Below are 23,540 nucleotides of genomic sequence, written 5' to 3'. Positions count from 1 at the left end.
CCCAGGGACCTTCGGGGCCCTTCATCGGTCACCTGAACCGGGCGTGGATGCGCCAAGCCAGGGGGCTTTAACATAGCTGGACCAAAGACAAGAACCTAAGGTCTGGCACGCTAAACGGAAGACAGAAAGCATGGCACTTAAGTCGTATAAGCCGACGACGCCGGGCCAGCGAGGGCTGGTTCTGATCGACCGTTCGGAGCTTTGGAAAGGGCGTCCGGTCAAGTCTCTCACTGAGGGTTTGACCAAATCGGGCGGCCGGAACAACACCGGACGGATCACTTCTCGCCGCCGTGGTGGTGGCGCAAAGCGTCTCTACCGGATCGTTGACTTCAAACGGAACAAATTTGATGTCGCCGCGACCGTCGAGCGCATTGAATATGACCCCAACCGCACTGCCTTCATCGCACTGGTGAAGTACGAAGACGGCGAGCAGGCCTATATCCTCGCTCCGCAGCGTCTGGCAGTTGGTGACAAGGTCATTGCCTCCGCGAAGGCAGACATCAAGCCGGGCAACGCAATGCCGTTCTCGGGCATGCCGATCGGTACCATCGTTCACAACATCGAAATGAAGCCCGGCAAAGGCGGCCAGATCGCCCGTGCAGCCGGTACTTACGCTCAGTTCGTTGGTCGTGATGGTGGCTACGCTCAGATCCGCCTCTCCTCGGGCGAGCTGCGCCTGGTCCGTCAGGAATGCATGGCCACCATCGGTGCCGTGTCCAACCCCGACAACTCCAACCAGAACTACGGTAAAGCCGGTCGTATGCGCCATAAAGGCAAGCGTCCGAGCGTCCGTGGTGTGGTCATGAACCCGATCGATCACCCGCATGGTGGTGGTGAAGGCCGGACCTCTGGTGGTCGTCACCCGGTGACACCATGGGGCAAGCCGACCAAGGGCAAGCGCACCCGTAACACCAACAAGGCGTCGCAGAAGCTGATCATCCGCTCGCGTCACGCTAAGAAGAAAGGGCGCTAATCTATGACTCGCTCTGTATGGAAAGGCCCCTTTGTCGATGCTTACGTGCTGAAAAAAGCCGAAGCAGCGCGCGAGTCGGGCCGCAATGAAGTGATCAAGATCTGGTCCCGTCGTTCCACCATTCTGCCCCAGTTCGTGGGTCTGACCTTTGGTGTGTACAACGGCCACAAGCACATTCCTGTCAACGTCTCGGAAGACATGATTGGTCAGAAGTTCGGTGAGTATTCGCCGACCCGGACCTATTACGGTCACGCCGCTGACAAAAAAGCGAAGCGGAAGTAAGTCATGGGCAAGGATAAGAACCCCCGCCGCGTGGCAGACAACGAAGCAATGGCGAAAATTCGCATGCTTCGCACCAGCCCGCAGAAACTGAACCTGGTGGCTCAGATGATCCGTGGCAAGAAAGTGGACAAGGCTCTGACCGACCTCACTTTCTCCAACAAGCGGATCGCGCAGGACGTGAAGAAATGCCTTCAGTCCGCCATCGCGAACGCAGAGAACAACCACAACCTGGACGTCGATGAGCTGATCGTCGCCGAGGCTTGGGTTGGCAAGAACCTGACCATGAAACGCGGTCGTCCGCGGGCCCGTGGTCGCTTCGGCAAGATCCTGAAGCCGTTCGCTGAGATCACCATCAAGGTGCGTCAAGTTGAGGAGCAAGCCTAATGGGACATAAAGTCAATCCGGTTGGCATGCGCCTGCAGATCAACCGCACCTGGGACAGCCGCTGGTACGCTGACACGAAGGACTACGGTGATCTCCTCCTCGAGGACATCAGGATCCGTGAGTTCATCAAGACTGAGTGCAAGCAGGCCGGTATTGCCCGCGTGATCATCGAGCGCCCCCACAAGAAGTGCCGTGTGACCATTCACACTGCGCGTCCGGGCGTGATCATCGGCAAGAAAGGCGCGGACATCGAAGTTCTTCGCAAGAAGATCGCTTCCATGACCGACTCCGAGCTGCACCTCAACATCGTTGAAGTCCGCAAGCCGGAACTCGACGCACAGCTGGTCGGCGAGTCCATCGCTCAGCAGCTGGAGCGCCGTGTGTCCTTCCGTCGCGCGATGAAGCGCTCCGTGCAGAACGCCATGCGTATGGGCGCCCTGGGTATCCGGGTGAACGTTGCTGGTCGTCTGGGCGGCGCTGAAATCGCACGGACCGAATGGTACCGCGAAGGTCGTGTGCCGCTGCACACTCTGCGCGCAGACATCGATTACGCACACTCTGAAGCAACCACCCCCTATGGTATCATCGGTATCAAGGTGTGGATCTTCAAAGGTGAGATCATGGAGCATGATCCTCAGGCGCGTGATCGCAAGGCTCAGGAACTCCAGGACGGTCCGGCACCTCGCGGTGCAGGTGGTAACCGTCGTGGCGATCGCTAAGGAGAACGCGACATGCTTCAGCCAAAGCGTACTAAATTCCGCAAGATGCACAAAGGCCGGATCAAAGGCCTCGCAAAAGGCGGTTCCGACCTGAACTTCGGCACCTACGGCCTGAAGGCAGTGACACCCGAGCGTGTGACCGCCCGTCAGATCGAAGCTGCTCGTCGTGCAATGACCCGTCACATGAAGCGTCAGGGCCGTGTCTGGATCCGTATCTTCCCGGACACCCCGGTGACCTCCAAGCCCGTCGAAGTGCGTATGGGTAAGGGTAAAGGTTCCGTGGACTTCTGGGCGTGCAAAGTGAAGCCGGGCCGCGTGATGTTCGAAATCGACGGCGTCGGTGAAGACATTGCTCGTGAAGCTCTGCGCCTCGCAGCCATGAAACTGTCGGTACAGACACGTATCGTGGTGCGCGAAGACTGGTAATTCCAGTTTTCAGCAACTGAATTTAAAGCCCCCCGCCAGGTGACTGGCGGGGGGCTTTTTCGTTGTTTCAGCGAAGGCCGTGGACGCCTTTGACGCTGACTTTGTGAAGCATAGAGCGTATGTTCACTTTGTGTTCCTATTTTGGCTGGGGGATGGTTCAGGATACAGGAGACCCAAATGAGACCAGGGAACGCAATTTGTGCAGCTGGCTTTGGGGTGGTTTTGATGCTGGTCGGGGCCTGTGATCTGTACCTCCCAGAGGAGCAGGCCCTCAGTGGTGTGACTCCGACGGCCGCATTGCTCCCGATCAGTCAGGCGCCATACCGCTATCAGGATGCGACGTATTGGACGCTGGCAAATGGCTGCACGTATTCGCCTGGGCCGGCCCCACGTGGTGGCTGGCGTTGGTTCTTGGTGGGGAACCCGATGTCGCGAGGCCATGCGATGATCCACGATGGTTGCGATTACACGTTTGATGCCGCGCGCTGAGGGTACTCATTTGGGGGCGGTAGAAAGCGTGGGCCATGCGTACAATAGGCCACCCAATGGCACGAACGTTTCATTCAGCTTTCTGATCTACGGTCATCGTCGAATCCGACACGACAAGAGGACATATCCATGAAATTCGTTACTAGTTTTATTACGGTTGTTGCCCTCGGGGTTTCTGGTGCTGCTCAGGCCGCAGATGTGCGTCTGTTCACCGAGGATTACGCTCCGTTGAACTTTGAACGCGATGGCGAGATCGTGGGGCTTGGGGCAGACCAAGTGTTTGAAATCATGGACCGCGCGGGCATCACCTACGAGGCGGAACTGACGCAGTGGTCGCGCGCCATCGGTCAGGCAGAGCGCCGCCCGAATACCTGCGTTTTCAGCACCACGCACACGCCGGAGCGTGATCCGAAGTTCAAGTGGGTGGAACCTCTTGCCTCGGATAGCACCATTCTGGTCCGCAAGGCTGGCAGCGATATCGCCCCTGCGACAATCGAAGAGGCGCGCAGCTATCGCACCGGAACGCAGACCGGCGATTACACTGTTGGCGTATTGGAAGGCGCGGGATTCGACGCTATTGATCTTGCGCCGACGCAATCGGCCACCTTGAAAAAGCTGCTGCAAGGGCGGATCGACTTGATGGCGACCTCAGGCTCCTTCCTCGAGACGGCGCTCGCGGATGGGGTGGAGATTGAAGAGGCGCTGGTCCTTTCCACCACCATGATGTCACTGGCCTGTAGCCAGAAAACCGATCAGGCGCTGGTGGATCGTATGCAGGCCGCGTTGCAATCAATGATTGATGACGGAACGCAGGCTGAAATCGCGGCCCGCTACAAATAGGGTTTCTCCGAGCCTTGGCGCTCGGTAGGCGCCGCCATTGATCTACATGTCTCGTAACACGCGCACCCTAGGTGCGCGTGTTGTGCTTTCAGCGCGGCATCCCTCTCGCCAAGACGGGCCTCCTTGCGCTATCAGAGCCCCATGGCCCAGATCGATTCCCTCTTTGTGACCCGCCTTTACCGGGCTGCGCTCTCCGAGCACGGCCCCAATATTGATCCGCAGGAAATGCAAACCTCCTGCATCACCATCGCCGAGGACGACGAGGCGGGGCAGGACTGGTGCGAGGAGAACGGCTATCCGGGTTATACCTCCTATGCCTCGCTCACCGATCTGCCATGGCGCTTTCCGATCTTTGCCGACCTGGTCAAATCGCTTGATGCCCATGTTGCGGCCTTTGCTCAGGACCTGGAGCTGAACCTCGACGGGCGGGTGCTGAAGCTTGAGGATCTTTGGATCAACATTCTGCCCGAGGGCGGCACCCATGCGAGCCATATTCACCCGCATTCGGTGATTTCCGGCACCACCTATGTTTCGATGCCGGATGGGGCATCCGCTCTGAAACTGGAGGATCCGCGTCACGCGATGATGATGGCTCATCCGCCGCGCACCAAAGAGTGCCGACGCGAGCTGCGGAGCTTTGTCTACGAGACGCCCAAGGTTGGTGATGTACTGCTGTGGGAGAGTTTCATCCGCCATGAGGTGCCGATGAACATGGCCGAAGATGAGCGAATTTCGGTCAGCTTTAACTATCGGTGGGAGTGACCGCCGCGACGACGTCGCAGCGGTCAGAGTTTACCTAGAAGCGCACACCTAGCGGCGCGCTCAGGGTGTCGCTTGAATTTTGCTGGAATTCTTGCACCACCACACGCCGGTCCAGTCAATCTGATACATCTGATCGTTGATGCCATGCGCCTTGCGATAGTCGTGAATGGCGCGTTGGCAACCTTCAACCGCGCCATAGTCATCGACAATCAGATAGCCGCCGTCAGAAAGCTGCGGGTATAGTGCCTCAATCGCCTGGATGGTGGATTCATACATATCACCGTCCAGCCGAACTACGGCGAAGGTGCCGTCAAGCTTTGGTAGCGTGTCTTTGAACCAGCCTTTCAGAAACTTCACCTGGTCATCCAAGAGCCCGTAGCTGGCGAAGTTTGCCTGTACCTGTTCGACCGAAACCGCCAGTTGTTCATAATTGCTGTGATCATCGCCTGCATCTGCCGGGTAGGCCTCGGCATCGGGGCTGGGGAGACCTTCGAAACTGTCAGCACAATAAACGCTGCGCTCTGTATCGCCGTAAGCTTTGCAGACCGCGCGCATCATGATGCTGGCACCCCCGCGCCAAACGCCGGTTTCAATCAGATCGCCGGACACCCCCTGGAGAACTGCGAGTTCTGTCAGTTCACGGACGTTCTTCAGTCGTTTCGCGCCAATCATCGTGTGTGCTTGACTGGGCCAGTCACGCCCGACCTCACGCAGGCCCGCTCGGTAGGTCTGGCCGGTCCAAGGATCATTCGGAGCGTCGCCATAGATCGTGTTGGCAAGGCACTTTTCCATCAGATCAAGGTATAGTTCTGCTCCGGCTAAGGAGGTCGGGGTGAGTTTGAGAGACGGTTCGTGCTTCATAGTAGGGTCCTTGGCGCTGGAAGATCGGTGCAAAGATATTCAATGCGTTTCATGCAGAAATAGATTCAAATCGTTAAGAAAAGCTCTCATCCTACCGTCTTCGTGCGCTGATCGGAGTCCGGTGACAGGAGATCCGGCGCCCCTGGTTGGCGGTGGATCGAAGAGTGCGTGATGCGGAGGCGCGCAAATCGCGCGCGGCTTCCACCCCGCAAAATCGGGCGAGCGTGACCTGAGGTCGGCGTCGGGGGGATCTATCGGCTGACGTGAGCCGCATTTCCTGCATCTATGTGGGCGTCTGACTGCGCGGGTAGATTGTAAATGTCGTGAAACCTGCATAGCTTCACGCAAAACAATTGCGAGAGGCTTTTTATGGCTCGGCGTTCCCCTTTTGAAATTGGCGGTTTTCACGTTCCCCCCGGCACGCGCCGCACAGTGGACATGCCGGTCAGCGTTCTGTCCGACCACACGCCCGTAAATATGTCCGCCCACGTCATCCATGGTGCGGAAGAGGGGCCAACGCTGTTTGTGTCTGCCGCGATCCACGGGGATGAGGTCATCGGGGTCGAGATCGCCCGACGGTTGCTGCGCAGTCGCCAGTTCGCGCGGTTGAAGGGGACGCTCATCGTGGTTCCGATCGTCAATACGTTCGGGTTTCTGAACCACTCGCGCTATCTACCGGATCGGCGTGATTTGAACCGTTGCTTTCCCGGCAGCGAAGGCGGTTCGCTTGCCAGCCGTTTGGCGCATCTGTTCATGACCGAAATCGTGGCGCGCTCCGATCTTGGCATCGACCTGCATTCTGCCGCCATTCATCGCACCAACATGCCGCAGATCCGGGTGTCGCCAAAGGCGCAGGAGACGCTGGCCTATGCCGACGCCTTTGGCGCACCGGTGGTGATCCGCTCGGGCCTGCGCGAAGGGTCCCTGCGGCATGAGGCGCAGAAGGCGGGCGTCGACATCCTGCTGTATGAAGCGGGGGAGGGGCTGCGGTTCGACGAGCAATCTGCCCGCGTTGGCGTGGCGGGCATTTTGCGGGTCATGCATGCGCTGGGTATGATCCCTGATGACGGTGTGCCCGTGGCCGAAGTGGTGCCGGTGCGCGCCAGCGACTCCAGCTGGGAACGCGCACCCGCAGGTGGTTTGCTGCGCGCCTACAAAACCACTGGCGAGATGGTTGAAGAGGGAGATGTTCTTGGCATCGTCGCCGACCCGTTTGGCGAAGAGGAGATGGAGCTTACGGCCAGTCAGGCGGGCCTTATCATCGGGCGGGCCAACCTGCCCATCGTCAATGAGGGCGATGCCTTGTTCCACATTGCGCGGGTGGTGAACAGTTCCGAGGCCGAAATCCGGATCGAGAGTTTGCACGCGCAACTGGAAGGAGCTGCGATGTTTGATGAGGATGAGATTATCTAGGTCTGCATCTTTACAGAACGGGCGTGCAGCGCAATCGGGCAGAGTATGTTGACTGGCAGCTCGCGGCGGCATGCTTCGCGATCAGTGACAGCGGATGCGTCTTGGTCCACAGCTGCGGTTGCGCGCTCCTTAGAATGCGCGCGCGAACAGGCCGATGATGCGGGTCATATGCTCGCGGGGTAGTGCGGTCGGCTCGACCTCGAAACGGGCCATGAAACCGCGCATTTCCTTGAGGTCGAGGAACTCCTCCAGCACCTGATAGCGTTTGCGGTCCCGGTAGTCGTCAAACAGCAGCGTCACTTTCCGAGTGCAGCGCAGCATGGCCGTCAGGGCGCAGGCGACGCGAAACCTGCCGTCGATCAGGATCAGATCGGGGTGGCGAAACCCCTCAAGATCCCAGACCGACAGCGGGTACTTGTGAAAGCGGTGGTGGTGTTCATTGTCGACCGGGAGACCCCATTTCCCGGTGCGACCGATATTCACATAATGCAGCAAAGGCGGGGACGGCACATCATTCTGGTCGAAGTACTGTTGCATCATGTCGTGCCAGTCACGGCTGCTTTCGACGGAATAAAGCGTCTTGCCGGGCATCTCGGCCCCCAGCACAGTCGAGCCGCCGCTGCCATATTCTAGAATGACATCGGCATTTGCGTAATGGTCCTCCAGCCATGCACAAACCTCCGGTGCGAAAGTCAGCTTCGGTCGCTCAACGGGGGCCACGTCGGAGGCTGATGTGTCCATGTGGGAGGCGGCCTTTGATGGAGGAGTCACAACGCCAGTGCTGGGAGGTCGAGTGTGCAAAGTCAAGCATGCGGCGTATGGACGGCAATAGGCAGGTTGCCCTTGCCCTTCCGGCGTTGCTCCTGTAGAGGGACGCATCGCTCACCGCAATTCGCGAGTCGGATTGTGTCGGGCGATTCTTTTTTCTGCACATTTCCGTGCAGTCTACATAACCCACCAGGGCAAAGGGTGACCCGCCATAAGGGGCCCTCTGGTGCCAAGGAAAGGAACGCAAGGCGATGAACGCCAAGGATCTGCGCGACAAGACCGTGGACGAGCTCCGCGATCAACTCGCAAACCTCAAAAAAGAGAGCTTCAACCTGCGCTTTCAACAAGCGACCGGTCAGTTGGAAAACACTGCAGGCATCAAGGCGGCCCGCCGCAATGCTGCTCGCGTGAAAACCATCCTGAACGAAAAAGCTGCAGCAGCAGCTGAATAAGGAGCTCTACAGATGCCCAAACGTATCCTGTCTGGCGTCGTTACATCCGACGCAAACGCTCAGACCGTGACCGTGTCCGTGGAGCGCCGCTTCACACACCCGGTTCTGAAGAAAACCATCCGTAAGTCCAAGAAGTACCGGGCTCACGATGAACAGAACGCTTTCAAGGTCGGCGACTCCGTACGCATCATCGAATGCGCGCCGAAATCGAAAACGAAACGCTGGGAAGTCATTGACGCCTAAGAGCCTGTAACCACAGGCTCCTGGCGACTTTGCTGATCAGCACAGTCGAAACCCTGGGGGATCACGCCACGCATCGGCGCCCCAAAGGTCGGGAGAAACCACATGATCCAGATGCAAACAAATCTGGATGTAGCTGACAACTCCGGCGCACGCCGAGTTCAGTGCATCAAGGTTCTGGGTGGCTCCAAGCGTAAGTACGCTTCCGTCGGCGACATCATTGTCGTCTCGGTTAAAGAAGCCATCCCGCGCGGTCGCGTTAAAAAAGGGGACGTCCGCAAGGCCGTCGTCGTACGCACCGCCAAAGAGGTTCGTCGTGAAGACGGTACCGCCATCCGTTTTGACCGCAACGCTGCTGTTATCCTGAATAACAACAACGAGCCGGTCGGCACCCGTATCTTCGGCCCGGTTGTTCGCGAACTTCGCGCGAAGAGCTTCATGAAGATCATCTCGCTCGCTCCGGAGGTGCTCTAACTATGGCTGCTAAACTGCGCAAAGGCGACAAGGTCGTCGTGCTGGCTGGCAAGGACAAAGGTCAGGAAGGCACGATTGCTTCCGTCGACCCCAAGGCCGGCAAAGCTGTTGTTGATGGTGTGAACATGGCCATCCGCCACACCCGTCAGTCCCAGACTGCCCAAGGCGGCCGTCTGCCCAAAGCTCAGCCGATCGAATTGTCGAACCTGGCTCTGCTGGACGCAAACGGCAAGGCAACCCGCGTCGGCTTCCGTGAGGAAGACGGCAAGAAGGTGCGCTTTGCAAAAACCACCGGGGAGACTGTCTGATGCTTGACGATGCAACCTACACCCCGCGTCTGAAGGCCCTTTACAAGGACAGCATCCGTGCGTCCCTGAAAGAGGAATTCAGCTACAAAAACGAGATGATGATCCCCAAGCTGGAGAAAATCGTTCTCAACATCGGCTGCGGTCGTGCTGCCGTTAAGGACAGCAAGAAGGCGAAATCGGCTCAGGAAGACCTGACCAAGATCGCCGGTCAGAAAGCGCTGACCACCATTGCAAAGAACTCCATCGCTGGCTTCCGCGTTCGTGAAGGCATGCCGATGGGTGCAAAGGTGACCCTGCGCGGCGAACGGATGTACGAATTCCTCGACCGTCTGATCACCATCGCGATGCCCCGGATCCGCGACTTCCGCGGTGTGTCCGGCACCTCTTTCGACGGTCGTGGCAACTACGCCATGGGCCTGAAAGAGCACATCGTGTTCCCGGAAATCGATTTCGACAAGATCGACGAATCCTGGGGCATGGACATCGTAATTGCCACCACCGCGAACACCGACGCGGAAGCTAAGGCGCTGTTGAAAGCTTTCAACATGCCCTTCAACAGCTGATCGCGGAGAGGAAGAGACCATGGCTAAAAAAGCAATGATCGAACGCGAAAAGAAGCGCGAGCGCCTGGTGGCCAAATACGCTGCCAAACGTGCCGAGCTCAAAGAGATCGCGAACGACGAATCCCGCCCGATGGAAGAGCGTTTCAAAGCGCGCCTTCAACTGGCGAAACTGCCGCGCAACTCGTCGGCAACCCGTCTGCATAACCGCTGCCAGCTGACCGGCCGTCCCCACGCTTACTATCGTAAGCTGAAGGTTAGCCGGATCGCGTTGCGGGACCTGGGCTCGAATGGCCAGATCCCCGGCATGGTGAAATCGAGCTGGTAAGGGAGAGACAATATGAACGATCCTATCGGCGATATGCTCACCCGTATCCGTAACTCTCAAAAGCGTGGCAAATCCACCGTCATGACTCCGGGCTCCAAACTGCGTGCCTGGGTTCTGGATGTGCTGCAATCCGAGGGCTACATTCGCGGCTATGAAGCAGGGACTGATGAACGCGGCCATCCGGCGCTTGAAATCAGCCTGAAGTACTACGAAGGCGAACCTGTCATTCGCGAACTGAAGCGTGTTTCCACGCCCGGTCGTCGCGTTTACATGGGCGTCAATGACATTCCGCAGGTCCGTCAGGGCCTGGGCGTGTCGATTGTCTCCACCCCCAAGGGTGTGATGTCGGATGCAAACGCACGCGCGGCCAACGTCGGTGGCGAAGTGCTTTGCACCGTATTCTAAGGAGGCCTACGTACAATGTCTCGTATTGGTAAAAGACCGGTCGACCTGCCCAGCGGAGTTTCCGCGAGCCTGTCCGGCCAGACCATCGAAGTGAAGGGCCCGAAAGGCGCCCAGAGCTTCACCGCAACCGACGACGTAACCCTCACTGTTGAGGACAACGTGGTAACTGTTGAGCCGCGCGGCAAATCCAAGCGCGCACGTCAGCAGTGGGGCATGTCCCGCACCATCGTTGCCAACATGGTGCAAGGCGTGACCACCGGCTTCAAAAAAGAGCTGGAGATCCAGGGTGTTGGTTACCGGGCTCAGATGCAGGGCAACACCCTGAAGCTGAACCTCGGCTACAGCCACGACGTCGATTTCACTGCCCCGGAAGGTATCACTATTACCGCTCCGAAGCAGACAGAGATCGTTGTGGAAGGTGCAGACGCGCAAGCGGTTGGCGAAGTGGCGGCGAAAATCCGCGACTGGCGTCGTCCCGAGCCCTACAAAGGCAAAGGCATCCGCTACAAGGGCGAGTTCATCTTCCGCAAGGAAGGCAAGAAGAAGTAAGGACGAACACAATGGCAAACAGCAAACGTACCCTGTTTCTGAAGCGCCGCTTGCGCGTCCGGAACAAGCTTCGCAAGGTGAACGCAGGTCGTCTGCGTCTCTCCGTGCACCGCTCGAACAAGAACATCTCTGTTCAGGTGATCGACGACGTCAAAGGTGTAACTCTGGCCGCAGCCTCGACCCTCGAGAAGGATCTTGGTTTTGTTGGCAAGAACAACATCGAAGCGGCGGCAAAAGTCGGTTCCGTGATTGCAGAGCGTGCAAAGGCAGCTGGCGTCGAAGAAGCATACTTCGACCGTGGCGGCTTCCTGTACCACGGCAAAGTGAAGGCCCTGGCCGACGCTGCGCGTGAAGGCGGTCTGAAAATCTAAGTCATCCGGGCGCCCTGCCTGTCGGGGCGCCCGACTGATTTCGAGAGTGGGCCATTTCGGTGGTCCCGATGATCCGGGGGTTGGGCTTTTGTCCGCCCACCAGGATTGGAACAAAGGACGGGGCGGCATGTCCTCCTCGTCACATCATGAAGGAATGCCAAATGGCAGAACGTGATAACCGCCGCGGCAACCGTCGCGATCGCGATGAGACACCGGAATTTGCAGATCGTTTGGTCGCAATCAACCGCGTGTCCAAAACCGTTAAGGGTGGTAAGCGCTTTGGCTTCGCAGCTCTCGTCGTCGTAGGCGACCAGAAGGGCCGCGTAGGTTTCGGCAAGGGTAAGGCGAAAGAAGTACCCGAGGCGATCCGCAAGGCGACTGAGCAAGCCAAGCGTCAGATGATCCGCGTGCCGCTGAAAGAGGGTCGGACCCTCCACCACGACATGTATGGTCGTCACGGCGCCGGTAAAGTGGTCATGCGTACCGCTCCGGAAGGTACCGGGATCATCGCAGGTGGCCCGATGCGTGCCGTCTTCGAAATGCTGGGCATCAAGGACGTGGTTTCCAAGTCCGTCGGCTCTCAGAACCCTTACAACATGATCCGCGCCACCATCGACGGTCTGAAGAAAGAACAGAGCCCGCGCTCTGTCGCTCAGCGTCGTGGCAAGAAAGTTGCGGATATCCTGCCCAAGCGGGACGAGGCTCCGGCCGAGTCCAGCCAAGTGGCTGAAGAAGCGTAAGGAGACTGATCCATGGCTAAAACTATCGTCGTGAAACAGATCGGCTCCCCGATCCGTCGCCCCGCCGACCAGCGCGCAACCCTGATCGGCCTGGGCCTGAACAAGATGCACAAAACCCGCGAGTTGGAGGATACCCCCTCCGTGCGCGGCATGATCAACAAGATCAAGCATCTGGTCGAAATCGTCGAAGAGCGCGGCTAAGCCTCTTTCTCGATTGACCGAAGTACTGAACGCCTCCGGAGAGATCCGGGGGCGTTTTTTGTTGCACGCCTCGGCAATCAGCCTGGATGGATGCCCGCATGGGGCCAGGTGATGGCCAATTCAGATGTCACCGGTGCGGTTCAAAGACCTCCTGGCATTCTGCAGCCCGTGATGTTGCGCAGTATCGGGAGGGCGTTTCCGCGGTGCGGGTCTATGCTGCAGGTGCATAGCGGCTGTTCCGAACTGTCAGTTGTTAGCGCCAACGACCTGCCTTATCTCTCCAAGTGTCAAAAGAACACAACAGACAACAAGAGCCGCGGAAAACCGTCCCGGCTAGAGATTAAGGATCATACAGATGGCACATGCACTGAACACCACCACCACCACCACCACCACCGCGACCTCCTCCCTCATGGCCCGCCTGCGCGGCGTCGCCGAGAGCGCACGGACGTCCTGGGCGCTGCATCGTGAATACAAACGCACATTCAACGAACTCGATTCGCTGACCGACCGTGACCTTGCCGATATCGGCGTCCGTCGTTCCGACATCGTGGACCTGGCCCGGACACACGTCTACGGCGCCTGATACCAACAGCAGACAGTGGCGCGACCCTTCCTCCTCCCTCGGGGTTTGTCGCAGGCTGACGAAAACGCCTCCACATCGTGGGGGCGTTTTTTGTTGCATGGGCAGCGGGCGCTCCGGCCACCGGATTTTCATGCCGGAATGGCATTGTGTTCGGCGAGTTGCGCAGCTCGCGGGCCGGTGTGGCAAGCCGGACCCAAATGGAACAGGACCTTGGGGGTGACGCCCCGGGGTGCGAAACAGATATCTGGTCTTCGCGGAGGGTGACGCCTCCAACCCATTCCGATCCGGCGGCGCCGCCATTCTTTCCATCCGTAAGGCAGGCAGGGCAGATCATCGAAATTGCGAAGACGTCATGAGCCGGCGGGGCAGGGGCCTCATCCGGGCCGAAGCGCGTGGCTAAATCCTGTGTCATTCGCGAGGCATGGCGCTCGTTTGACGCAACGCTGGCCTGCGTGTTGTCGCGATATGCGGCCAGTTTCCGGCACGGCAGGGCGGGGCAATTCCCCTGGCCACTTGATCCGGACCCGCATCCCGTCTATACGCCCACGGTGGCCTCAAAAGAGGCACAGAATCAAAGTCAAAAAGTGCCGTGTCTGACCCGCTTCGCTTCATGGGTTACTTCCGGCTGTAGGAGAAGCGATATGAAACTCAATGAACTGCGCGACAATCCCGGCGCAACCCCGAAACGCACACGCGTTGGCCGTGGCCCCGGCTCCGGCAAGGGTAAAATGGGTGGCCGTGGTATCAAGGGGCAAAAATCTCGTTCCGGCGTCGCCATTAAAGGCTACGAAGGCGGCCAGATGCCCCTCTACCAGCGTCTGCCGAAGCGCGGCTTCAACAAGCCGAACGCCAAGAAATACGCTGTGGTAAACCTCGGCCTGATCCAGAAATTCATCGACGCCGGCAAGCTCGACGCTGCTTCGATCACCGAAGACAGCCTGGTTGCATCCGGTCTCGTCCGTCGCAAACTGGACGGTGTCCGGGTTCTGGCCAAAGGTGAGTTCTCCGCAAAAGCGACCATCGCGGTGACCGGTGCCTCCAAATCTGCCGTTGAGGCAGTTTCCAAGGCAGGCGGCGCCCTGACCGTGGCATCTGAGGCCGCAGCTGAGTAACGGCTTGTGAGCGGCACGTAAGCCGCTTACATAAGTCATCAGTTTTCCCATACGCCGTCCGAGCCGGAAAACGGTTCCGGGCGGCGTTTTCGCAAGAAGAGACCTATTTCATGGTATCAGCAGCAGAACAAATGGCGGCGAACACCAGCTGGGCAGCGCTCGGCAAGGCCACGGATCTGCGCAACCGCATCCTGTTCACGATCGGACTTTTGATTGTCTATCGTTTGGGCACGTGGATTCCCGTGCCGGGAATCGACACCGTTGCGCTGCGTCAGTTCATGGACTCCGCAGGGCAGGGCATCGGCGGTATGGTGTCGATGTTTACCGGTGGCGCACTTGGGCGCATGGGCATCTTTGCCCTTGGCATCATGCCCTATATCTCGGCCTCCATCATCGTGCAGCTGCTGACCTCCATGGTGCCTGCGCTCGAACAGCTTAAAAAAGAGGGCGAGCAGGGCCGCAAGAAGATCAACCAGTACACGCGCTACGGCACTGTCGTGCTGGCGACGGCACAGGCCTATGGACTTGCCGCCTCGCTCGAAGCGGGCGATCTGGCCCTGGATCCGGGCCTGTATTTCCGCATGGCCTGCATGATCACTCTGGTGGGTGGCACCATGTTCCTGATGTGGCTGGGTGAGCAGATCACCAACCGCGGCATCGGCAACGGCATCTCCCTGATTATCTTTGTCGGCATCATCGCCGAGGTTCCCGCTGCCATGGCGCAGTTCTTTGCCTCTGGCCGCTCCGGTGCGATCTCTCCTGCGGTGATCATCGCGGTGATCGTAATGGTGATTGCGGTGATCATGTTCGTGGTCTTCATGGAGCGCGCACTTCGCAAGATCCACATCCAGTATCCGCGTCGCCAGGTCGGCATGAAGGTCTATGACGGTGGCTCCTCGCATCTGCCGGTCAAGGTCAACCCGGCGGGCGTGATCCCGGCGATCTTTGCCTCCTCGCTGCTGCTATTGCCAACGACGATCTCCACCTTCAGCCAGGGCTCCGCGTCGAGCCCGGTGATGAGCTGGCTGCTGGCCAACTTCGGTCCCGGTCAGCCGCTCTACCTGCTGTTCTTCACGTCGATGATCGTGTTCTTCGCCTATTTCTACACGTTCAACGTTTCCTTCAAACCGGATGACGTCGCGCAGAACCTGAAGAACCAGAACGGCTTTGTGCCCGGTATCCGTCCCGGCAAGAAGACCGCGGAATACATCGAATACGTGGTGAACCGCATTCTGGTCCTGGGCTCCGGCTATCTGGCGCTTGTCTGTCTGCTGCCCGAGATCCTGCGCGCCAACTTCGCCATTCCGGTGTATTTCGGCGGCACCTCGGTCCTGATTGTGGTCTCCGTGACCATGGACACGATCCAGCAGGTTCAGAGCCATTTGCTCGCGCATCAGTATGAAGGCCTCATCGAGAAGAGCCAGCTGCGCGGTCGTAACAAAAAACGCACCAAACGGGGACCTGCTCGTCGATGACCAACATCATTCTCATGGGCCCGCCCGGCGCGGGGAAAGGGACGCAGGCGCGTCATTTGGTTGAAACCCGCAACATGGTTCAGCTCTCGACCGGGGATATGCTGCGCGACGCGCAGGCCTCCGGCACCGAGATGGGCAAGAAAGTTGCGGCGATCATGGCCGAGGGCAAACTGGTCACCGACCAGATCGTGATCGGGTTGATCCGTGAGAAGCTCCAAGATGGCTCCGAAGGCGGGTTCATCTTTGACGGTTTTCCGCGCACTCTGCCGCAGGCAGATGCGCTGGAAAAGCTGCTGGGCGAGATGGGCATGAAGCTCGACGCGGTGATCGAGATGCAGGTCGATGACGAGGCGCTGGTTGCCCGCATCACCGGCCGCTCCACTTGCGGCGATTGCGGCGAAGTCTACCACGACCAGACCAAGCCGTGGCCTGCCGATGGCAAATGCGCCAATTGTGGCGGCACCACGCAGAAGCGCCGTCCCGACGACAACGAGGACAGTCTCAAGACGCGTTTGATGGAATACTACAAGAAGACGTCGCCGCTGATCGGCTACTACTGGGCCAAGGGCGATCTGCAGCGCCTGGACGGTCTGGCCTCCATCGACGAGGTTCAGAAGTCCATCGGCTGGATCCTCGGCGATTGACATAAGGTCACGCTCGCAACAAAGTTGAATTGTCCTGCCACGATAACAATCGTGGCGGGACTTTTTGTTTGAATTGGAGATTGGTATGTTGGGACGGCGCTTTACCTGCGAATTCTCGGTGGCGGAGGCCATCGGTCAGCTCATCATCTGGATCATTCTATCCATTGTTACACTCGGGCTGGCGCTGTTCGTGCTGCCGTATTATTTCCTCATGGCGCCGGTGAACCGAACCTATGTGCTGGACGCGGAGGGTGCGAAGATCGCCAAGCTCTCTGTCGAGATCGGCTTTGTTGATATCTTGGGGCACGCGCTCGTGTGGTTGCTTCTGACGATTGTGACGTTCGGACTTGCGTATCTGATATACTGGCCGGCGGTGATAAAGCGTATCCTGAACGCAGTAAAAACAACGGAGCTTTAGCAGGGGAACGGCTTTGGCGCATTGAGGGTTGACCCTTCGGTCAAATGCCAATACGAACCGACATCCCTGCTGGGAATCATTCCAGGCGGGCAATTTTTGTTGTCCACCTGACTACCTCGATACATGCTGGACCCTCGCGCCCTGTGCCGATGGTTGAGTGTTGTGAAAAAAGGTTCTGGAGTTACGGAACCGCAACCAAAAGGAAAGTGACACGTGGCACGTATTGCCGGCGTTAACATCCCGACTTCCAAACGGGTCCCAATCGCCCTCACCTACATCACGGGCATCGGCCCGTCCTCTGCCAAAGCGATCTGCGAGGCCGTTAACATCGACGAAACCCGTCGTGTGAACGAACTCTCCGATGCAGAAGTTCTGGCCATCCGCGAACATATCGACGCAACCTTCACCGTTGAAGGTGACCTGCGTCGCGAAGTGCAGATGAACATCAAGCGCCTGATGGATCTCGGCTGCTACCGTGGCCTGCGCCACCGTCGCAACCTGCCGGTCCGTGGTCAGCGCACCCACACCAACGCTCGTACTCGCAAAGGCCCCGCAAAGGCCATTGCTGGTAAGAAGAAGTAAGGGAGGGTCCTGACAGATGGCACGTGATAAAACCCGCACGAAGCGTAAAGAGCGCAAGAACATCGCCACCGGCGTTGCTCATGTGAACTCCTCGTTCAACAACACCAAGATCCTGATCTCTGACGTTCAGGGCAATGCGATCTCCTGGTCCTCCGCAGGCACCATGGGCTTCAAGGGCTCCCGTAAGTCCACGCCCTATGCTGCGCAGATGGCTGCAGAAGACGCAGGCCGCAAGGCACAGGATCACGGCGTAAAGACCCTCGAGGTCGAAGTTCAAGGCCCCGGTTCGGGTCGTGAATCCGCCCTGCGCGCGCTGGCCGCGGTTGGCTTCAACATCACCAACATTCGTGATGTGACCCCGACTGCCCACAACGGCTGCCGCCCACCGAAGCGCCGCCGCGTCTAAGCGACAGTAAACTCACTGGGGCCTTGCCGCATGCAGGGCCCCAGTACGTCATTAGAAACCTCGGGCGTCTGATCCTTTGGACATGGGGTTCAGACAGGAATGGAGGGAACGCATGATCCATAAGAATTGGGCCGAATTGATCAAGCCCACACAGCTTGAGGTCAAGCCGGGCAATGATCCGGCACGCCAGGCGACTCTCGTGGCGGAACCGCTGGAGCGTGGCTTTGGCCTGACGCTCGGCAACGCGCTGCGCCGTATTTTGATGAGCTCGCTGCAAGGTGCGGCCATCACTTCCGTTCAGATCGACAACGTGCTGCACGAGTTTTCCTCCGTGGCCGGTGTGCGTGAAGACGTCACAGACATCATCCTGAACCTCAAGCAGGTTTCCCTGCGCATGGAAGTCGAAGGGCCCAAGCGCCTGTCGATCAATGCCAAAGGTCCGGCAGTCGTCACCGCAGGCGACATTGCCGAAACCGCTGGCATCGAGGTTCTGAACCGCGAGCATGTCATCTGCCACCTTGACGATGGTGCGGATCTGTTCATGGAACTGACCGTCAACACCGGCAAAGGCTATGTCTCTGCCGATAAGAACAAGCCCGAGGACGCGCCGATCGGTCTGATCCCGATCGATGCAATCTATTCCCCGGTCAAGAAGGTCTCCTACGACGTGCAGCCCACCCGTGAGGGCCAGGTGCTGGACTATGACAAGCTGACCCTCAAAGTTGACACCGACGGCTCCATCACGCCCGAGGATGCGCTGGCTTTCGCAGCCCGCATCCTGCAGGACCAGCTCTCGATCTTCGTGAACTTCGACGAGCCGGAATCCGCAGGCCGTCAGGACGAGGACGATGGTCTCGAGTTCAACCCGCTTCTGCTGAAGAAAGTGGACGAGCTGGAACTGTCCGTGCGTTCGGCAAACTGCCTGAAGAACGACAACATCGTCTATATCGGCGATCTGATCCAGAAGACCGAAGCCGAGATGCTCCGCACCCCGAACTTCGGCCGCAAGTCCTTGAACGAGATCAAGGAAGTGCTGTCTGGCATGGGTCTGCACCTCGGTATGGATGTCGAGGACTGGCCGCCGGACAACATCGAAGAGCTGGCCAAGAAATTCGAAGACAGCTTCTGAGGCTGACTTCGACAGGGGAGGGCCTAGGTCCTCCCCAATAAATTCCCGGACCTGCCGGGGAAAATTCGGGCCTTCCGCCCCAAGGTGAGCAGCCGACACGCATCAGCTGCCTGACAAAGCAAAACGCAAGATAAGGATTTAGAAAATGCGTCACGCACGTGGTTATCGCCGCCTGAACCGTACTCACGAGCACCGTAAGGCCCTGTTCTCCAACATGGCCGGCTCGCTGATCGAACACGAACAGATCAAGACAACCCTGCCCAAGGCAAAAGAACTGCGCCCGATCATCGAAAAGATGATCACGCTGGCGAAACGTGGTGATGTCCACGCCCGCCGTCAGGCCGCGTCCAAGCTGAAGCAGGACAAAGACGTCGCGAAACTGTTCGACGTTCTGGGCCCGCGCTACAAGGATCGTCAGGGCGGTTACGTCCGCATCCTGAAAGCCGGTTTCCGTTATGGTGACATGGCGCCGATGGCGATCATCGAATTCGTCGACCGCGACACTGCCGCCAAAGGTGCTGCCGACAAGGCGCGTCTGGCAGAGTTCGAAACCGCAGACGAAGAATAATATCTCGCGGTCAAGCGACCGTCAGACTTTACCCCGTCCTGGAAACAGGGCGGGGTTTTTGCTTGCGTACTGATGCCGCGCCGATCGGCCAGGCCGATGCCGGGTCAAGCCCGCGCGTCTCTGTGCCGATGAGAGTCCAGTTTTGGTTGGGAGCTTACTCCGTGACCTTCTTCACGAATTGGCTTTTCAGCCCCATCTGTCCGATGCCCGGAACCTTGCAGTCGATGTCGTGGTCGCCATCGACCAATCTGATGCCCCGCACCTTGGTGCCGACCTTCACGACGGTCGAGGACCCTTTGAGCTTCAGGTCCTTGATCACCGTCACCGTATCCCCATCGGACAGGATATTGCCCACGCTGTCGCGCACGGTTGCGGTGTCATCGCCGCCCTCGGCTGATGCGGACCATTCATGACCGCATTCGGGGCAATTCAGCAGCGCATCCACCTGATAGGTATAGGTGGAGGAACATTCGGGGCAGGGGGGGAGTGTATCGCTCATGGGGCTCACTTCAGGAAAGGGATAGGATGCAGGGTGGCGGCGTAGGTTCTGTCGCCCAGACGAATGCCAAGGCCGGTGGCCGCTTCCGCCAGATCACTGCGAATCAACGCGTGACCAATGGTCGTGCCGACGCGCGCAGAGTAGGCAAACTCGGCCACATGTCCCACCTGCTCGTCGCCTTGCCACACCGGGATGGGCTCTCCGGACAGCGGTGGCCGATCCGCGATCAACAGGCCGACCCTCTGGCGGGCAGGAGGATCCGCCGCCATACGTTGCAACGCGGCACGCCCGACAAAGTCATGGCCGCCCTGCAGGTCGATGAGCGGGCCAAAGCCCATCTCAAACGGGCTGGCGCGAAAATCCTGCCAGCGCATGTCGGCGCCATAGGAGATCAGGCCGGTTTCCAGACGCTCGATATCGTTGGGGGCACCGGGGCCGATATCAAACGGCGCGCCAGCCGCCTTGACCCGGTCCCAGAGTTCAACGCCCCGCGATCCGTCCTGCAAGTATAGCTCGAACCCACCCTGTTTCGACCAGCCAGAGCGCGCGAGAACCAGCGGAATGCCGTCCAATTCGGTTTGCCGGAAGCCGAAATAGCGCAGGTCCAGCACCCAGTCGCCAAAGAGCGCGGCGGTGACCTCCTCCGCCTTGGGGCCCTGAATGGCCAGAGGGGAGACATCCGGTTCGCTGACCTCGACGCTCCAGCCGCGTTCACGCCCGATGGCGGCGGCCCAGAGGTGAATGTCGCTGTCTGCCACCGAGAGCCAGTAGCAGTCGTCCGAAAGCTTCAGCAGCACCGGGTCATTGATCAGCCAGCCCGCATGGTCACAGAGCGGCACATAGCGTCCCTGACCCACCTTGGTTTTGGACAGGTCGCGCGGGGTCAGATATTGCGCCAGTCGCCCCGCGTCCGGCCCCTGCAGCTGCACTTGTCGTTGTGCCGCGACGTCCCACATGGCCACGCCGTTGATCAACCTGTCATATTCCCCATCCGGATCGCCGAAATTGCCCGGGATATACATGTGGTTGTATACTGAGAACCCACGCACGCCGTCGCGCACGGTGGCGTCGAAATAGGCGGATTTGCGGATGTTCGGTCCAATGTTGATCGAAAATGACATGGAAGCCCCCGGTGACGACAGGAAATGTTGCTCCTGCATTCCACCGGGGCCTGCCAAGCGCAAGGGGTTTCGACGCGGTCTCAGACCTCGCGCGGGTCGTCGAGGTACATGCGCCAGTTGTGCTTCGGCGCAAATCCAAGCATTTCACGGGCCTTTTTGATTGAATAAAAGGTCTCACGCGGGCCCATGTCGCGGGCCGGAACGCCCTGATAATAGCGCGCGATCAGCTCTGTCGTCGGCCAGTTGACCGAGTGATCGGGATTGGCGACGTTGAAGATCTGATAGCCCAGACCGTCTGTCTCCAGGCAGCACTGCACCATCTGGCCGAGGTCACGGGCGTCGATATAGGCAAAGATATTACGTCGCCGCAAATCCGGGTCCGCCATATAGGCCGGAAAGTTCGCCTTGTACTCGTGCGGTTCGATCACATTGTTGATCCTGAGCCCGTAGATGTCTGCGCCCGTGCGCCGTTGGAAGCATTGCGCGGTGACCTCGCCTGCGACCTTGGACATGGCATAGGAATCCTCCGGCACCACGGGGTGCTCCTCGTCGATGGGCAGATATTCCGGCTTGCGCTCGCCGCCCGCAAAACAGACGCCATAGGTGGTCTCGGAGGACGCAAAGATCACCTTGCGCACGCCCGCCTTCAACGCCGCATCGATCACATTGTAGGTGCCGATGGTGTTGATCCGATAGCATTCGTTGTCTGACTTCATCAGCAGGCGCGGCACGGCGGCGAAATGCACCACCGCGTCAACGGGGGGCGGGCTGCGGTGGTCGTCCATTTCGTCATATCCGGCCCAGGCGTGCATCACGTCATGCATCTGGCCCGCGTCGGTCATATCGGCGATGCGATTGTCTACGCCGGGCAGGTCCAGTGGCGTGAGATCGACGTTGACCACCCGATGCCCCTGGGCCAGCAGATAGGCGATGGCGTGGCGCCCGGCCTTGCCGGACCCTCCGGTGAACAGAATGCGCATGAAAATCCTCCTCGTTTGTCGTGCAGGATAGCGGTAACGGGCGCCGCGTCCAGCACCGGTAGGTTTACTGGCTGTTTCTGGCGGGCGGGCTGACGGTAACGGGATGACGCGCCGGATGGCGATCTGGTTGCCGGGGGAGGGGAGATGTTTTTCAGGGTGACAGATGTGCGAATCTCCGCTAGCGTCCGGTCTATGACCCAACAGTTCGCCCAGTTCTGGTATTACTTTTATCCGCGCCACATGGCGGACGGAGGGTCTTCGCGTTTCTGAATTGAACTGACAGAAACACCAGAATACCGCACCAAACCGCCCCGGGACCAAGGGCGGTTTTTTGTTGTCCAGAGGTCCGACAGGGGCACCCGCCAAAGGATCCACGCCCATGACCACCCTGTCCCAGACACCCACCAATGACCTCCGGATTACCGATATGCAGGAATTGATCTGCCCCGAAGCCCTCGCGGTGAAGCATCCGCTCACCGATGCTGCGCGCGACACAGTTTTGAAATCCCGCGCCAGCATTCAAAAGATCCTGCATGGCGCCGACGACCGACTGGTCGTGGTGGTCGGCCCCTGTTCCATCCACGACCCCGAGGCCGCACTGGACTATGCCCGCCGCCTCGCCCCATTGCGCGCCGAGTTGGGCGACCAGCTTGAGATTGTGATGCGGGTCTACTTCGAGAAACCCCGCACCATCGCGGGCTGGAAGGGTCTGATCAACGATCCCAACCTCGATGGCTCCTTCCGCATCAACAAGGGGCTGTCGACCGCGCGCAAACTCTGCCTCGACCTGAGCGAGATGGGCCTGCCGGTGGGGACCGAATTCCTCGATGCCTCGGTGCCGCAATACATCAGCGACCTGGTGAGCTGGGCCGCAATCGGCGCGCGCACCACCGAGAGCCAGATCCACCGCGAGATGGCCTCGGGCTTGAGCTGCCCGGTGGGGTTCAAGAACGGCACCCGCGGCAATGTGCAGATCGCCATCGACGCGGTGCGCTCTGCCGCGACGCCACATCATTTCATGGCGCTGGCGCCCTCGGGCCTCGCGGCGATTGCGGCCACTGCGGGCAACCCCGATTGTCACATCATCCTGCGCGGGGGCGGTGGCACCAACTATGACGCGGCCAGCATCGATGCCGCCTGCCAGAAGGCCGACGCAGACGGTATTCGCCCGCAGGTGATGATCGACGCAAGCCATGCCAACTCCGCCAAGGACCCGGCAAAACAGCCCGAGGTGCTCACGGATGTGGCCGATCAGATGGCGCAGGGCGAAACCCGCATCACAGGTATCATGATCGAAAGCCACCTTGTGCATGGCCGTCAGGATCTGCCCAAGGACGGGGATCTGTCGAAACTCACCTACGGCCAGTCGGTGACTGATGGCTGCATTGGCTGGGAAGAAACGGAAATCCAGCTGCGCAAACTGGCGAAAGCGGTGGACACCCGTCGCACCCGCGGCGCGCGCCTCGCAGGATAAC

The 23,540-nt window shown here is 59.2% G+C and carries 35 protein-coding genes; 30 read left to right on the top strand and 5 right to left on the bottom strand.

Annotated features, from left to right (window positions below):
* Window positions 1-130: 130 nt before the first annotated feature.
* From rplB to R1T40_RS14230, 8 genes are all read left to right on the top strand, one after another.
* Complete coding sequence (gene rplB / locus R1T40_RS14265) at window positions 131-973, top strand: 50S ribosomal protein L2 (protein ID WP_106165240.1); 843 nt, start codon at window positions 131-133, stop codon at window positions 971-973.
* Window positions 974-976: 3 nt separating this feature from the next.
* The gene (rpsS, locus tag R1T40_RS14260; protein ID WP_106165239.1) at window positions 977-1,255 is read left to right on the top strand and encodes a 30S ribosomal protein S19; all 279 of its coding nucleotides are present in this window, start codon (window positions 977-979) and stop codon (window positions 1,253-1,255) included.
* Window positions 1,256-1,258: 3 nt separating this feature from the next.
* A complete protein-coding gene (rplV, locus tag R1T40_RS14255) occupies window positions 1,259-1,639 on the top strand; it encodes a 50S ribosomal protein L22 (RefSeq protein ID WP_005621907.1) in 381 nt (126 codons plus the stop codon).
* Window positions 1,639-2,358, top strand: a complete 720-nt coding sequence (gene rpsC / locus R1T40_RS14250) for a 30S ribosomal protein S3 (protein WP_106165238.1) — start codon at window positions 1,639-1,641, stop codon at window positions 2,356-2,358. The genes rplV and rpsC overlap by 1 nt, the downstream gene beginning before the upstream one ends.
* Before the next feature lie 12 nt (window positions 2,359-2,370).
* Window positions 2,371-2,784, top strand: coding sequence for a 50S ribosomal protein L16 (gene rplP, locus R1T40_RS14245; RefSeq protein ID WP_106165237.1), 414 nt, complete (start codon window positions 2,371-2,373; stop codon window positions 2,782-2,784).
* 177 nt (window positions 2,785-2,961) lie between these two features.
* A complete protein-coding gene (locus R1T40_RS14240; RefSeq protein ID WP_317384585.1) occupies window positions 2,962-3,273 on the top strand; it encodes a hypothetical protein in 312 nt (103 codons plus the stop codon).
* A 129-nt stretch (window positions 3,274-3,402) separates the two neighbouring features.
* On the top strand, window positions 3,403-4,113 hold the full coding sequence (locus R1T40_RS14235) for a substrate-binding periplasmic protein (RefSeq protein ID WP_317384584.1): 711 nt from the start codon (window positions 3,403-3,405) through the stop codon (window positions 4,111-4,113).
* A gap of 141 nt (window positions 4,114-4,254) precedes the next feature.
* Entirely contained in the window at window positions 4,255-4,875 is a 621-nt protein-coding gene (locus R1T40_RS14230) for a TIGR02466 family protein (RefSeq protein ID WP_317384583.1), read from the top strand.
* A gap of 60 nt (window positions 4,876-4,935) precedes the next feature.
* Here the strand turns inward: R1T40_RS14230 and R1T40_RS14225 are convergent, their stop codons facing one another.
* Window positions 4,936-5,736, bottom strand: coding sequence for a TylF/MycF family methyltransferase (locus tag R1T40_RS14225; RefSeq protein WP_317384582.1), 801 nt, complete (start codon window positions 5,734-5,736; stop codon window positions 4,936-4,938).
* Between the two features lie 369 nt (window positions 5,737-6,105).
* On the opposite strand from R1T40_RS14225, the gene R1T40_RS14220 reads away from it, so the two are divergent.
* Complete coding sequence (locus tag R1T40_RS14220; RefSeq protein ID WP_317384581.1) at window positions 6,106-7,149, top strand: succinylglutamate desuccinylase/aspartoacylase family protein; 1,044 nt, start codon at window positions 6,106-6,108, stop codon at window positions 7,147-7,149.
* Between the two features lie 129 nt (window positions 7,150-7,278).
* On the opposite strand, the gene R1T40_RS14215 is transcribed toward R1T40_RS14220, so the two are convergent.
* A complete protein-coding gene (locus R1T40_RS14215) occupies window positions 7,279-7,890 on the bottom strand; it encodes a hypothetical protein (RefSeq protein WP_317384580.1) in 612 nt (203 codons plus the stop codon).
* Between the two features lie 278 nt (window positions 7,891-8,168).
* Here R1T40_RS14215 and rpmC point away from each other — a divergent pair, with 278 nt between their 5' ends.
* The 20 genes from rpmC (at window position 8,169) to rplQ (ending at window position 19,465) form a co-directional block, all read left to right on the top strand.
* Complete coding sequence (gene rpmC / locus R1T40_RS14210) at window positions 8,169-8,369, top strand: 50S ribosomal protein L29 (RefSeq protein WP_106165231.1); 201 nt, start codon at window positions 8,169-8,171, stop codon at window positions 8,367-8,369.
* Between the two features lie 12 nt (window positions 8,370-8,381).
* Complete coding sequence (rpsQ, locus tag R1T40_RS14205; RefSeq protein ID WP_106165230.1) at window positions 8,382-8,612, top strand: 30S ribosomal protein S17; 231 nt, start codon at window positions 8,382-8,384, stop codon at window positions 8,610-8,612.
* Between the two features lie 102 nt (window positions 8,613-8,714).
* Window positions 8,715-9,083, top strand: coding sequence for a 50S ribosomal protein L14 (gene rplN / locus R1T40_RS14200; RefSeq protein ID WP_042456818.1), 369 nt, complete (start codon window positions 8,715-8,717; stop codon window positions 9,081-9,083).
* A 2-nt stretch (window positions 9,084-9,085) separates the two neighbouring features.
* Window positions 9,086-9,391 (top strand): 50S ribosomal protein L24, encoded by a 306-nt coding sequence (gene rplX, locus R1T40_RS14195; protein ID WP_106165229.1) that lies wholly within the window; start codon window positions 9,086-9,088, stop codon window positions 9,389-9,391.
* A complete protein-coding gene (gene rplE, locus R1T40_RS14190) occupies window positions 9,391-9,954 on the top strand; it encodes a 50S ribosomal protein L5 (RefSeq protein WP_106165228.1) in 564 nt (187 codons plus the stop codon). The genes rplX and rplE overlap by 1 nt, the downstream gene beginning before the upstream one ends.
* A 19-nt stretch (window positions 9,955-9,973) precedes the next feature.
* Window positions 9,974-10,279 carry a 30S ribosomal protein S14 gene (gene rpsN, locus R1T40_RS14185; RefSeq protein WP_106165227.1) on the top strand — a complete coding sequence of 102 codons (306 nt, stop codon included), beginning with the start codon at window positions 9,974-9,976 and terminating at the stop codon, window positions 10,277-10,279.
* Between the two features lie 12 nt (window positions 10,280-10,291).
* On the top strand, window positions 10,292-10,684 hold the full coding sequence (gene rpsH / locus R1T40_RS14180; RefSeq protein WP_106165226.1) for a 30S ribosomal protein S8: 393 nt from the start codon (window positions 10,292-10,294) through the stop codon (window positions 10,682-10,684).
* A 15-nt stretch (window positions 10,685-10,699) separates the two neighbouring features.
* Window positions 10,700-11,233 carry a 50S ribosomal protein L6 gene (gene rplF, locus R1T40_RS14175; protein WP_106165225.1) on the top strand — a complete coding sequence of 178 codons (534 nt, stop codon included), beginning with the start codon at window positions 10,700-10,702 and terminating at the stop codon, window positions 11,231-11,233.
* Window positions 11,234-11,244: 11 nt separating this feature from the next.
* Window positions 11,245-11,604, top strand: coding sequence for a 50S ribosomal protein L18 (gene rplR / locus R1T40_RS14170; RefSeq protein ID WP_106165224.1), 360 nt, complete (start codon window positions 11,245-11,247; stop codon window positions 11,602-11,604).
* A gap of 161 nt (window positions 11,605-11,765) precedes the next feature.
* Complete coding sequence (gene rpsE, locus R1T40_RS14165) at window positions 11,766-12,344, top strand: 30S ribosomal protein S5 (protein ID WP_106165223.1); 579 nt, start codon at window positions 11,766-11,768, stop codon at window positions 12,342-12,344.
* A gap of 12 nt (window positions 12,345-12,356) precedes the next feature.
* Window positions 12,357-12,545 (top strand): 50S ribosomal protein L30, encoded by a 189-nt coding sequence (gene rpmD / locus R1T40_RS14160; protein WP_106165222.1) that lies wholly within the window; start codon window positions 12,357-12,359, stop codon window positions 12,543-12,545.
* Window positions 12,546-12,900: 355 nt separating this feature from the next.
* Window positions 12,901-13,131 (top strand): DUF1127 domain-containing protein, encoded by a 231-nt coding sequence (locus R1T40_RS14155; protein WP_317384579.1) that lies wholly within the window; start codon window positions 12,901-12,903, stop codon window positions 13,129-13,131.
* 641 nt (window positions 13,132-13,772) lie between these two features.
* Window positions 13,773-14,243: a 50S ribosomal protein L15 gene (rplO, locus tag R1T40_RS14150; RefSeq protein WP_106165220.1), complete on the top strand. Its 471-nt coding sequence runs from the start codon at window positions 13,773-13,775 to the stop codon at window positions 14,241-14,243.
* A 110-nt stretch (window positions 14,244-14,353) separates the two neighbouring features.
* On the top strand, window positions 14,354-15,718 hold the full coding sequence (gene secY / locus R1T40_RS14145; protein WP_106165219.1) for a preprotein translocase subunit SecY: 1,365 nt from the start codon (window positions 14,354-14,356) through the stop codon (window positions 15,716-15,718).
* Window positions 15,715-16,362, top strand: coding sequence for an adenylate kinase (locus R1T40_RS14140; RefSeq protein ID WP_106165218.1), 648 nt, complete (start codon window positions 15,715-15,717; stop codon window positions 16,360-16,362). Before secY ends, R1T40_RS14140 begins: the two co-directional genes overlap by 4 nt.
* A gap of 85 nt (window positions 16,363-16,447) precedes the next feature.
* Window positions 16,448-16,780: a DUF6693 family protein gene (locus R1T40_RS14135; protein WP_106165217.1), complete on the top strand. Its 333-nt coding sequence runs from the start codon at window positions 16,448-16,450 to the stop codon at window positions 16,778-16,780.
* A 213-nt stretch (window positions 16,781-16,993) separates the two neighbouring features.
* Window positions 16,994-17,362: a 30S ribosomal protein S13 gene (rpsM, locus tag R1T40_RS14130; protein ID WP_106165216.1), complete on the top strand. Its 369-nt coding sequence runs from the start codon at window positions 16,994-16,996 to the stop codon at window positions 17,360-17,362.
* Between the two features lie 16 nt (window positions 17,363-17,378).
* Window positions 17,379-17,768 (top strand): 30S ribosomal protein S11, encoded by a 390-nt coding sequence (rpsK, locus tag R1T40_RS14125; RefSeq protein ID WP_106165215.1) that lies wholly within the window; start codon window positions 17,379-17,381, stop codon window positions 17,766-17,768.
* 112 nt (window positions 17,769-17,880) lie between these two features.
* Window positions 17,881-18,897 (top strand): DNA-directed RNA polymerase subunit alpha, encoded by a 1,017-nt coding sequence (locus R1T40_RS14120; RefSeq protein WP_005621805.1) that lies wholly within the window; start codon window positions 17,881-17,883, stop codon window positions 18,895-18,897.
* Between the two features lie 145 nt (window positions 18,898-19,042).
* Window positions 19,043-19,465 carry a 50S ribosomal protein L17 gene (gene rplQ, locus R1T40_RS14115; protein WP_106165214.1) on the top strand — a complete coding sequence of 141 codons (423 nt, stop codon included), beginning with the start codon at window positions 19,043-19,045 and terminating at the stop codon, window positions 19,463-19,465.
* A 154-nt stretch (window positions 19,466-19,619) separates the two neighbouring features.
* On the opposite strand, the gene R1T40_RS14110 is transcribed toward rplQ, so the two are convergent.
* The 3 genes from R1T40_RS14110 to R1T40_RS14100 form a co-directional block, all read right to left on the bottom strand.
* Entirely contained in the window at window positions 19,620-19,964 is a 345-nt protein-coding gene (locus R1T40_RS14110; protein WP_106165213.1) for a zinc ribbon domain-containing protein YjdM, read from the bottom strand.
* 5 nt (window positions 19,965-19,969) lie between these two features.
* On the bottom strand, window positions 19,970-21,085 hold the full coding sequence (locus R1T40_RS14105; RefSeq protein WP_317384578.1) for a glycine cleavage T C-terminal barrel domain-containing protein: 1,116 nt from the start codon (window positions 21,083-21,085) through the stop codon (window positions 19,970-19,972).
* An 80-nt stretch (window positions 21,086-21,165) separates the two neighbouring features.
* Window positions 21,166-22,065: an NAD-dependent epimerase/dehydratase family protein gene (locus tag R1T40_RS14100; RefSeq protein WP_317384577.1), complete on the bottom strand. Its 900-nt coding sequence runs from the start codon at window positions 22,063-22,065 to the stop codon at window positions 21,166-21,168.
* Window positions 22,066-22,444: 379 nt separating this feature from the next.
* Between R1T40_RS14100 and R1T40_RS14095 the strand changes: the two genes are divergently transcribed.
* A complete protein-coding gene (locus tag R1T40_RS14095; protein WP_106165210.1) occupies window positions 22,445-23,539 on the top strand; it encodes a 3-deoxy-7-phosphoheptulonate synthase in 1,095 nt (364 codons plus the stop codon).
* Window position 23,540 lies beyond the last annotated feature (1 nt).

It is taken from the genome of Tritonibacter scottomollicae (genome assembly GCF_032924845.1).
Taxonomy (GTDB): Bacteria; Pseudomonadota; Alphaproteobacteria; order Rhodobacterales; family Rhodobacteraceae; genus Epibacterium; species Epibacterium scottomollicae.
Note: the sequence above shows the minus strand (reverse complement) of the source record. Positions and strands in the feature narration are given on the sequence as shown.